Origin of the sequence: Kitasatospora sp. NPDC056783, assembly GCF_042789895.1 — a bacterium.
Taxonomy (GTDB): Bacteria; Actinomycetota; Actinomycetes; order Streptomycetales; family Streptomycetaceae; genus Kitasatospora.
On sequence record NZ_JBHUAF010000324.1, the window covers coordinates 1 to 9901 of the forward strand.

General features: G+C 71.1%; 10 protein-coding genes. 4 read left to right on the forward strand and 6 right to left on the reverse strand.

What is annotated here, in order from left to right; translation table 11 throughout:
* Positions 1 to 331: ATP-binding protein (locus ACFRMQ_RS31795; RefSeq protein WP_380734183.1), on the reverse strand; the 331-nt coding region annotated here is incomplete at its 3' end.
* A gap of 211 nt (positions 332 to 542) precedes the next feature.
* Here ACFRMQ_RS31795 and ACFRMQ_RS31800 point away from each other — a divergent pair.
* Positions 543 to 1466 carry a helix-turn-helix domain-containing protein gene (locus tag ACFRMQ_RS31800; RefSeq protein ID WP_380734184.1) on the forward strand — a complete coding sequence of 308 codons (924 nt, stop codon included), beginning with the start codon at positions 543 to 545 and terminating at the stop codon, positions 1464 to 1466.
* Positions 1426 to 1560 (forward strand): DUF397 domain-containing protein, encoded by a 135-nt coding sequence (locus tag ACFRMQ_RS31805; RefSeq protein WP_380734185.1) that lies wholly within the window; start codon positions 1426 to 1428, stop codon positions 1558 to 1560. Before ACFRMQ_RS31800 ends, ACFRMQ_RS31805 begins: the two co-directional genes overlap by 41 nt.
* A 166-nt stretch (positions 1561 to 1726) precedes the next feature.
* Here ACFRMQ_RS31805 and ACFRMQ_RS31810 read toward each other — a convergent pair whose 3' ends face one another.
* The gene (locus ACFRMQ_RS31810) at positions 1727 to 1951 is read right to left on the reverse strand and encodes a hypothetical protein (protein ID WP_380734186.1); all 225 of its coding nucleotides are present in this window, start codon (positions 1949 to 1951) and stop codon (positions 1727 to 1729) included.
* Positions 1952 to 1995: 44 nt separating this feature from the next.
* Here ACFRMQ_RS31810 and ACFRMQ_RS31815 point away from each other — a divergent pair, with 44 nt between their 5' ends.
* Positions 1996 to 2130: a hypothetical protein gene (locus ACFRMQ_RS31815; protein ID WP_380734187.1), complete on the forward strand. Its 135-nt coding sequence runs from the start codon at positions 1996 to 1998 to the stop codon at positions 2128 to 2130.
* A 444-nt stretch (positions 2131 to 2574) separates the two neighbouring features.
* Here ACFRMQ_RS31815 and ACFRMQ_RS31820 read toward each other — a convergent pair whose 3' ends face one another.
* Genes ACFRMQ_RS31820 through ACFRMQ_RS31835 form a run of 4 tightly spaced genes read right to left on the reverse strand, consistent with a single transcriptional unit; the run spans position 2575 to position 8442 of the window.
* Complete coding sequence (locus ACFRMQ_RS31820) at positions 2575 to 2931, reverse strand: nuclear transport factor 2 family protein (RefSeq protein ID WP_380734193.1); 357 nt, start codon at positions 2929 to 2931, stop codon at positions 2575 to 2577.
* A 59-nt stretch (positions 2932 to 2990) separates the two neighbouring features.
* Positions 2991 to 6482 carry a carboxylic acid reductase gene (car, locus tag ACFRMQ_RS31825; RefSeq protein ID WP_380734189.1) on the reverse strand — a complete coding sequence of 1164 codons (3492 nt, stop codon included), beginning with the start codon at positions 6480 to 6482 and terminating at the stop codon, positions 2991 to 2993.
* Positions 6479 to 7675, reverse strand: a complete 1197-nt coding sequence (locus ACFRMQ_RS31830) for a cytochrome P450 (protein WP_380734190.1) — start codon at positions 7673 to 7675, stop codon at positions 6479 to 6481. The genes car and ACFRMQ_RS31830 overlap by 4 nt, the downstream gene beginning before the upstream one ends.
* Before the next feature lie 29 nt (positions 7676 to 7704).
* Positions 7705 to 8442, reverse strand: a complete 738-nt coding sequence (locus ACFRMQ_RS31835) for an oxidoreductase (RefSeq protein ID WP_380734191.1) — start codon at positions 8440 to 8442, stop codon at positions 7705 to 7707.
* 346 nt (positions 8443 to 8788) lie between these two features.
* Here ACFRMQ_RS31835 and ACFRMQ_RS31840 point away from each other — a divergent pair, with 346 nt between their 5' ends.
* Positions 8789 to 9877, forward strand: a complete 1089-nt coding sequence (locus ACFRMQ_RS31840; RefSeq protein ID WP_380734192.1) for an NADH:flavin oxidoreductase — start codon at positions 8789 to 8791, stop codon at positions 9875 to 9877.
* Positions 9878 to 9901 lie beyond the last annotated feature (24 nt).

The following is a 9901-nucleotide window of genomic DNA, read 5'->3' on the forward strand; positions in this document are numbered from 1 at the left end:
CGCAGCCCCAGCGTTCGGCGAGTTCGTTCACGAGGTAGAGGCCGCGTCCGTGTTCGTCGGCGGGGGTGGGGGTGCGGAGCGTGGGGCGGGTGGAGTCGGCGTCGTGGACTTCGATGCGCAGGTGGCCGTGGACGGCGGCGAAACGGACCTCGATGTGGCAGTCGTCGGGGGCCTTGGAGTGCTGGACGGCGTTGGCGAAGAGTTCGCTGAAGAGGAGTTCGGCGGTGTCGCGGTAGCGGTCCCCGGAGGGCAGCCCGGAGAGGTAGGCGCGCAGCAAGTAGCGGGCCAGAGGGGCGGATTCGGGGCAGGCGTCGAGACGGGCGACGAACATGCGGGGACGACGGCGGGTGGTGAGCATGGGGGACCTCGGGGGCGTGAGGGGGGCGTGCGGAAGGAGCGCACTTCACGCTGCGCAAGCAGATGATTGCGTTCCGGTCTCCATGGTCCAGGGTGCGGAGGTACGGTGATGGCCGAAATCAGGTACCAGGCACATGTTGTACGTCAGGGGGTCTGTCGTGGCACATCGGCGACTCAGGGTCGAAGTGACGGCCAGTTCGGCGCGGCTGTTCGGCGAAGAGCTGCGGTTCTACCGGGAGAAGGCCGGCTACACGCAGGAGCAGCTGGCGGATCTGCTGCACTGCGCCAGGCCGAATATCACAAGGTATGAGGCAGGCCGGAGGCGCATGCCGCCCGAGTTTGTCGAGCGGGCTGATGTGCTGCTCGAAACGAGCGGGGCGCTGAAACGGCTCTGGAGCCGGGTGGATTGGAACGCCGAGGTCGAGTATCCGGATTGGTTCGAGACCCATGTCGAGATGGAAGGCGAGGCCGTGGCCGCGCGGATCTTCCAACTGTCCGTCATCCACGGGCTGCTGCAAAGCCGTGAGTATGCGGAGGCCGTCTTCGGGATCAGCGATGCGGCGGGAAAGCCGGACGTGATCGAGGAGCGAACGGTGGCTCGACTGGCGAGGCAGCCTCGGTTCCTGGAGCCGGATGGGCCGCTTCTGCTGGTGATTCTGGATGAGAGTGCCATCCGGACGGTCTACGGCGGGCCTGGAGTCATGCGGCGCCAGATGCAGCACCTGCTGGATGTGGCGGAGCTCCCGAACGTGATCATTCAGGTCGCGCCGTTCGGATGCCGACAGGCCATCATCGACAAGTCCATGGCGATGCTGGAAATGCCTGACGGTCGGACCTGGGTGTATTCCGAGAGCCTCCATCGCGGGCATGGCAGCGATGATCCGGCGATCGTGGCGGCGCATCGCCGCAGCTATGATCTGGCGCACGGGGCGGCACTGCCAGTAGCCGACTCGCTTGCTCTGATCGCTGATGCACTGAGAGGGTTCAAGGATGACGAGGACCGAGCTCGCGCCGACAGGCTGGCGCAAGAGCAGTCACAGCGGGGGCAACGGCGGCGACTGCATCGAGGTGGCCCTCGGATCCCTCCCGGGCGTCGTCCCCGTCCGTGACTCCAAGGACCCCAGCGGCCCGGCCCTCGTCTTTCCGGCCGCCGCCTGGGGCTCCTTCATCTCCGCAGTCCGGGGCGCCGAGTTCCCGGTCTAGGGCCGGGCCGGCGGGCCACCCGTCAGTGGCGTGGCGGCAACGGCGGGCGGCCCGCCGGTCGACCTTGAGGTTGTACAAGCGGTGCAACGAAGCCTGCTGATGTCACATCAGGCAACGTTCGCCTGTCTTGATCTGGTCCGTATGTCTTGCGGTCAGTTGTAAGGCACTAGTCCGCCCGGCGTACCGCCGTGGCCTTGGGGCGCGACGAGTCCAGTCGATAGGACTTCACGAACGCGAGGAGGTCGGAGTCCTCGGTCAGCCCTTCCGGCGGCTCGCACTCCGTGTAGAAATATCCCGCTGGGGGAGTCAGGACCAGGAGCGGCGAATCCGACGGGATCCGGACGGCCTGGTCGATGTTCCCTGCCTCGTCATGTACGACAAAGAGTCTCATCGTTGAACTCCTTGAGCTACGAAATGACGCAGTAGGTGAAATGGATGGATTCAATCACCGAGGTGGGGTGGTCGTTGGTGGTCACCCAGTTCAGGTTCATCCCGGCCGGTCCCGTCACAATCCTGAAGCTGGTGAGCTCCAAGGAGTACACGGCTGACGAGGAGGTCCGCAGGGCCTGACTGAGCACGGACAGTGAGACATTGGATCCGACGGGGGCCAGGGTGCCACACGACCAGATCATCCCCTGCCCGGGGAGCAATCTTCCTGCCCAGTCTCCGCCGTTGATCAAATTGATTGTTGCCATAATCAACCACGCTTTCCGATTCGGCCTACAGGCCGACGGGCGCACCGGCGCTCTGGGGTCGTTGGCGTTGGACGACCGCGCACAACCGGACGCTGCCAGGCGCGACCCGGTAATTCCATTCAACCCCGCGTGGCGCGATTCAGCACCTTGAGGGATCATGCCTCCCGGCACCTGCCGCAAAGGGCCGTTGCTCACTGGCAGAAGCGAGCGCAACTATCGGATGCGGAGTGGGAGTTCATCGGGCCGTACTTGCCGGTCGGCAAGTACGGCCCGTATCCCGAGCGGCCGCGACCGCAGTTCGAGGGTGTGATCCGGTGCTTCAGGAGCGCGGTGCGACCACATGCGGGCCCTGGGTCAGCGGCGGTTCGGGCATCTCGAAGAGGTACTCCTCGACGGAGGCGATCAGCCCGCCCTCGAACCTGAAGTGCGCGGTGGCGTGGGCCTGGCTCCGGGAGCCGTCGCGCCCCGCCAGGTGCAGGATGTGCTGCTGGAGCACCTCATCGGGCTTGTGGAAGCGGCGCACCACCTCGAAGCGCACGCTCTCGATACCGGAGAAGAACTCGGCGACCTGCTCCAACCTCTTCTCGATCGTCCGCGTTCCCGCGCCGTCGTTCTGCCACACCGTGGCGTCCGCCGTGCACAGCGCCCGGAGTCCGGCCAAGTCGCCGGCCTCCATGAACCGCAGGGTCGCGTCAATCTTCTCGCCGAGGTCCAAGACAGTCTCCGTTCCGAGAGTCAGAGCAAACCGAGGCCGCGCAGATCGCCAACGTACTTGGCAACCAGCGCGCGCGAAAGACGTGGAACGTCGCCATCGGGCCCAACTCCGGCCGCCCGTACGGCGTCCCGAAACCGTGGTGCCGGGGCGGGCCCGTCCTCGCCCGGCCGCTCGAAGGCGTGCAGCAGAGGCAGGACCGAGTGGGCCCGCTGCCGTTCCGGCAGGGCGCGGACCGCAGTGGTGAAGCGGCTGAACCAGTCCTGGTAGTCGTCGATGCGCCGGATCGAGTGGCCCTCCTCCACGAGCCAGTCCACGAAGGTGTCCAGCGTGGCGCCGTCCACGTGCGGGTTCGACGCGTTGAACGTGCGGTAGCCGCAAGGGGGTTGGAAACTCAGTGCGGTGACTGCCGCGGCGAGGAAGTCGACGGGCAGGCCGTCGTAGTGTGCGGGCGCGCCGCCGCGCTGGAAGGAGCGCGGCGCGAGCCCCGTGGCCACCAGGCTGAGCAGCAGCCGGGTCAGCACGTCGGGCACGTTCAGCTGCCCCGGGTAGCGGCTGTGCGCGAGGATCATGCCCGAGCGGAAGGTGGTGACCGGCAGGCCGTACCGCTCGTGCGCCTCCCGCAGCAGCACCTCGCCGGCCCACTTGGCGGCCGCGTACCCGTCGGCGTAACCGCCGCCGATGGTCCGGCGCGGGAGCGCCTCGCGGACGTCGGCGTTCTCGTCGAGGACGGACGGCCCGCCGCCGCCGCTCACCGCCACGGTGGACAGGTAACTGATGGGCTTGAGCCGCTCGGTGAGCGCGAGCCGGACCACCTCGGCGGTGCCCGCGACGTTCGGCCCGAACAGCTCGCCGTACGGCAGCACGTGGTTGACCAGGGCCGCCGGGTGGACGATCTGGTCCGCCGACTCGGCCAGCCCCTGCCAGGTCGCCCGGTCCAGGCCGAGGCGCGGCTCGGCGAGGTCCCCGGCGAGGACGGTGAGCGTTCCGGCGGACAACTCCTGGTAGAGACGGGCTGGTTCGGTGCCGTCGGCGCCGAAGGAACGGGCGAGCCGCTCGGCCGCGTCCGCCGGGCTGCCGCCCCGGACCAGGCAGATCAACCGCCCGCCGCCCGGGCCCAGGCGGCGTAGCCATTCCAGGCAGAGGAACCGCCCGAGGAACCCGTTGGCTCCCGTGAGCAGCACGGTCCGGGGCGAGGCCCCGGGGCCGGGCAGGCCCGTCGCGGTGGCCAGGGTCGGGGCGTCGAGGAACCGGTCGAGGGTGAGGTCGCGGGCGCGCAGCTCGGTGGCGCCGGCGCCGTGCACCGAGGCGGCGGTGGGCCGGCCGGAGGTGGGCCGGCCGGCGGTGACGGCCCGCCGGGCCTCGATGTACGCCGTCACTCCGGCCAGGTCGGTGGCCGGGGCGATGACGACGCCGACCGGCACCTCGACGTCCAGGACCTCCCTGAGGAGGGTGGTGAAGGTCAGCGCGGAGAGCGAGTCCCCGCCCAGGTCGGTGAACCGGACGCCCGAGCCTGCCCCGGCGACGGTCTCGGCCCGGCCCAGGACGGCGCTCACCGCCCGCTCCACCGTCTCCCGGACCGGCCGATCCGCGCCCGTCCGGCGCAACTCCCGCAGCTGCCGGTCCTGTTCGTCGGCGAGTTCGGCGTAGCGCCGCTCCAGGGACGGACCGTAGCGCTCCACCAGCCTGGGGCGCAGCAGCTTGTGGCTGTCGGAGAGCAGGCCGTTCGCCGGGCTGAAGGGCTCGGTCTCGATCAGCACGTCGCGCGGCACCTCGTACGGGTGGAGGCCGTTCTCCCGTGCCGTGCGCCGCAGTTCACCGTCGATCAGTGCCCTGAGCGCCGTCGGGTCGCCCTCGGAGCGGGCGATCGCGTCCGGCGTCGGCACCACCACGGCGAGCAGGTGGGAGCGCTCGCTGTTGCCGTACACGAAGACCTGCCGGACCAGCGGGCTGCCGAGGAGGACGCCCTCGACGTGGGAGATGGTCACGAACTCGCCCTGGGAGAGCTTGAGCACCTCCTTGGTGCGGCCGACGTAGACCAGGCGGTCCGGCCCGACCTCGGCCATGATGTCGCCGGTGCGGTAGTAGCCGTCCTCGTCGAAGACGGTGGCCGTCAGCTCGGGCCGCCGGTAGTAGCCGGGGACGGCGGCGCTGGTGCGCAGCAGCAACTCCCCGCGCGGGTACGGCCGGTCGGTGCGGTAGCAGCCCAACTCCGGGACGTCGGCGAGCTTGTAGTCCAGTACCGGCGGGCGCTGCACCACGGTGTCGAGCAGCACGCCGCCGGCCTCGGTGGAGCCGTAGCCGGTGTACAGGTGCAGGCCCAGGCAGGACTCGACGAACCGGGCGACCTCGTCGGACAGCGGGGCCGTCCCGCAGAAGGCCTTGGCGACCCGCCCGCCGAGGAAGGTCTCGCGCAGCCGCTTCTTCACCGCCGCGTCCGCGTCGGCGGGTTCGCCCGTCCAGCGGGCGAGTTCCAGCCGGTACTGCTGGAAGAGCATGTCGGCGACCCGGGGGACCATGGTCAGCTCCGTGGGCCGGACCAGCGCGATGTCCTCGAACAGGCAGGACAGGTCGCTGCGGGCGGTGAAGCAGCCCAGGCCGCCCCGGGCCAGCGTGCCCAGGAGCGACATCCGGCCGGCGTTGTGGCTCTGCGGCATGTAGTGGACCACGACCGACGGCACGTCGGCGGGCCCGTAGACGAATCCCCACCAGGCGTTGCGGGCCAGCCGCTGCGGGTACATCGCGCCCTTCGGGCTGCCGGTGCTGCCGGAGGTGTAGAGCAGCAGGGCGAGCGGGTCCTCGCCCGGGGAGGGGGTGTGCAGCGGGGGGAGCGGCAGCAGGGCGCCGCGTTCGACGGCCGCCGTGAGCGTGTCGAGGGTGACGGTGGCGCCGGCCTCGGCCAGTCGCCGCCCGGCGTCCTCGAACGCTTCGCGGTGGTCGGGGAGTTCGGGGTGCTGGTCGAACACGACCAGGCGGCGGACGGACGGCTGGGCGAGTGCCAGGGCGAGGGCGGTGTCCAGCCGTTCCAGGCTGGTCGCGAGGACGAACGGCTCGGTCTCCTCGACGATCGGCGCCAGCTGGGCGAGCGGCGCGCTGGCGTGCAGGGGCACCGAGACCAGGCCCAGGTGGACGCAGGCGAGGTCGAGGACGGCGTAGTCGGTGCTGCTGAAGCCGAGCGTGCAGACCCGGTCGCCAGGGGCCGGCCGGTATCCCCTCTCGTGCGTCCAGGCGGCGGCCAGTGACCGTACCCGTGCCCACAACTCCCGGTAGCTGATGGTCTCGAAGCTCGGCAGCAGCTGCCCGGTCGCCCGGTCGCGGGCGCGTTCGCCGAGGGCGGGCCGGTCTCCGTAGGACTCCATGACGGTGGCCATGATCTCGGCGGGACTCGTCGCCGGATCGGCGAGCGCGGCCCGGACGGCCTCCGACTGGCCGGTGCCGACCGACTGGCCCGTGCCGACCGGCCGGCCCGTGCCGTCCGGGCCTCGCCGGTCCGGCCGGGCGGGGGTGGGCGTCACCAGGCGACCGGCAGGGCCTCGGCCCCGCGGATGAGGCGCTCCATCCGCCAGTCGATCCGCTCGGGCGCGACGGCCAGGCGCAGGTTCGGTAGCCGGCGGACCAGGGACTCGATCGCGGTGCGCAGCTCCATCCTGGCGAGCTGGGCGCCCAGGCAGTGGTGGATGCCGTGGCCGAAGGTGACGTGCGGGGCGGCGGTGCGGTGGAAGTCGATCAGGTGGGGATCTTCGAACACCTCCGGATCGCGGTTGGCCAGCCCGAGTTCGGCGACCACCGCGTCGCCCGCCCGGATCGTCTGGCCGCCGAGCTCCACGTCCTCCAGCGCGATCCGGGTGAACCCGGCGGTCGCGCTGATCGGCACGATGCGGGAGAGCTCCTCCACGGCGTCGGGGATCAGGCCGGGGTCGGCCACCAGCTGCCGCCACAGCTCCGGCTGGGCGAGCAGGGTGTAGACGAAGTTGCCGATCTGGTTGGCGGTGGCCTCCTGGCCGGCGGACAGCAGGCTGACCCCGAGGCTGACCAACTCCTCGTCGGTGAGCCGGCTCTCCTCGTCCTCGACGGAGGCGAGTTCGCCGAGCAGGTCGGAGGTGGGGTGGGCGCGCCGCTCGGCGATCAGGCCGGCCAGGTAGTCGTTGAGGTGGCCCCGGTCGCGGTCGGACAGCTCGGGGTCGGAGAGCGTCAGCAGGCCGTCCACCCAGGAGTTGAAGCGGTCGCGGTCGGAGACCGGCACCCCGAGGAGCTCACAGATCATCGTGACCGGGAGCGGCCAGGTCAGCGACGTGGTGAGGTCGGCCGGCGAGCCCGAGTCGATCATGGCGTCCAGCAGGTCGTCGACGATCTCCTGGGCACGCGGCCGCATCGCCTCGACCCGGCGGACGGTGAACGGGTTGGCCACCCGGCGCCGGAGCCGGGTGTGGTCGGGCGGGTCCATGCTCAGCATCGACGTGCGGGGGAGCCCGGCCGAGACGGTGCGGGGCACGTGGTCGCCCACGGCCTCGGCCCGGCTGAACCGGGGGTCGGCCAGTACGGTGCGGACGTCGGCGTGGCGGGTGACCAGCCAGCCGTCCCCGCCGAACGGCAGCCGGACCCTCAGGACGGGCTGCCGGCCGCAGACGGCGGCCAGCTCCGGGTCGATGTCGAGCCGGTGCGTGGGGCCGAACGGATAGGCCCGGGGCCCGTCGTCCGTGGCGGTCATGGTGTCAGTCCTTCCGGTCCCGGGGGCGGTCACAGTGCCGCGAGCCGCCCGCCGTCGATGACGAGGTTGCTGCCGGTGATCCAGGAGGCGCGCGGGGAGACCAGGAACCCGACGGCCTCGGCGATGTCGTCGGCCCGCCCGATCCGGCCGAGCGGGATTCCCTCGGCCCAGTCCGCCGAATCCGTCGTGCCGAGGTAGTCGGCGATCCCGTCCCTGGCCTCGTCCGCGCCCGGGGTCCCGACGTTTCCGGGGGAAAGCGCGACCACCCGGATGCCGTCCGGCGCCAGTTCCGTCGCCAGGCCCTTGTGGTAGACCTCCAGGGCGGCCTTCGCGGCGGCGTAGTGCAGGATCACCGGATAGGACGAGACGGTGGCGATCGAGGACATGTGGACGATCACGCCGCCCCCGCCGGAGCGCATCGCGGGCACCAGCGCGGAATTGAGCCGGACCGCGGCCAGGAAATTGATGTCCACGGTGTACTGCCAGTCCTTCTCGATGTCCAGCGCGCTCTGGAAGGACCGGCAGCCGCCGGCGTTGTTGACCACGATGTCGACGCCGCCGAGGAGGCCGAGCGCGGTGTCGGCGAACTCGCGGACACCGGCCGCGGTGCCGAGGTCGGACGGCACGAAGGTGCTCCCCGGTGGGGTGTCCCCGGTCGGCTTGCGCGCGGTGGTGACGACGGTGGCGCCGGACTCCAGCAGCTTCCGCGCGACGGCGGCGCCGATGCCGCGGCTTCCGCCGGTGACCACCGCGCGCTTTCCGGCCAATTCCCGGTCCACTCGGTTCCGCCGCCTTCCCCTGGGTCGGATAATCTGTCCGCGGCGCTTTCCGGAGCTTTCGGCGCTTATTCGCGATATTCACTCGCGGAATCGAAGGGGCGGCGCGGAGCCACTGTCGACCACTATCGACGAGAGGCTTCCGCATGGTCAAGACGATTGTGTCGATGCGGTGCATCGCCTCGTGCGGTGCAGTTCGGCACGGTTCGGGGCGGGGCGGGGCGCGGTGCCGTGCCGGAATTTCGTGGGGCGGTCCACGCTGGACGAAAGGAACGCCGCCGCCGATAATGTTCCGTATTCGACGAGCCGGAATCGACCGGTGAAATCGGGAGGAACAATGGCCTGTTTGGCGGAACCGTTCACCGTGGGCGATCTGACGGTCCCGAACCGGATCGTGATGGCCCCGATGACCAGGATGAAGTCCCCGGGAGGGGTGCCGGGCCCCGACGTCGCGGAGTACTACGCCCGGCGCGCGGCCCACCAGGTGGGGCTGATCGTCACCGAGGGCACCTACATCGACCGCACCGCCGCCTCCGCCTTCGACGGGGTGCCGCACTTCCACGGCGAGGCGGCCCTGGCGGGCTGGGCCCGGGTGGTGGAGCTGGTGCACGCGGCCGGCGGCCGGATCATCCCGCAGCTGTGGCACACCGGGGTCCAGCGCCCGGGCGCCGAGGCGTCCGCCGAGGGGCCGTCCGGGATCGGGCTGGACGGCGGCCCGCTGGGCCGGGCGATGAGCCAGCGGGACATCGACGAGACCGTGGCCGGCTTCGCCCGGGGCGCCGCGGACGCCGAGCGGATCGGCTTCGACGGCGTCGAACTCCACGGCGCGCACGGCTACCTGATCGACGACTTCCTGTGGAGCGGCACCAACCGGCGCACAGACGGCTACGGCGGCGACCCGGCCTCCCGGGCCCGGTTCGCGGCCGAGATCGTGCGGGCCGTCCGGGCGGCGGTCAGCCCGGGGTTCCCGGTCTTCTTCCGGCTGTCCCAGTGGAAGGTCGACCACTACGAGGCCCGCATCGCGCAGAACCCGCAGGAGCTGGAGCAGTTGCTGACCCCGCTGTCCGAGGCGGGCGTGGACGCCTTCCACGCCTCCACCCGGCGCTACTGGCAGCCCGAGTTCGAGGGCAGCGCGCTCAACCTGGCGGGCTGGACGCGCAAACTCACCGGGAAGCCGGCCGTGACGGTCGGCTCGGTCGGGCTGGACCGCCAGTACGGCGAGGGCGAGTTCACCCAGGGCCTCACCCGGGCTGCCGGGGTGACCGGCATCGAGGAGCTGGTCGAGCGCCTGGAGCGCGACGAGTTCGACCTGGTCGCGGTCGGCCGGCCGCTGCTGGCCAACCCCGACTGGGCGGAGCGGGCGCTCGGCGGAGGGCTGGCGGGCGCCGTCCCGTACGACCCGTCGGTGCTGAAGACGCTCGACTGACGCGATACGGGCAAGGGCCGGGCC

Coding starts and splice junctions, on each gene's coding strand:
- ACFRMQ_RS31810 (WP_380734186.1), bottom strand. CDS start 1,951: ATGAGACTCTTTGTCGTACATGACGAGGCAGGGAACATCGACCAGGCC.
- ACFRMQ_RS31815 (WP_380734187.1), top strand. CDS start 1,996: ATGGATTCAATCACCGAGGTGGGGTGGTCGTTGGTGGTCACCCAGTTC.
- ACFRMQ_RS31820 (WP_380734193.1), bottom strand. CDS start 2,931: ATGGAGGCCGGCGACTTGGCCGGACTCCGGGCGCTGTGCACGGCGGAC.
- ACFRMQ_RS31830 (WP_380734190.1), bottom strand. CDS start 7,675: ATGACCGCCACGGACGACGGGCCCCGGGCCTATCCGTTCGGCCCCACG.
- ACFRMQ_RS31840 (WP_380734192.1), top strand. CDS start 8,789: ATGGCCTGTTTGGCGGAACCGTTCACCGTGGGCGATCTGACGGTCCCG.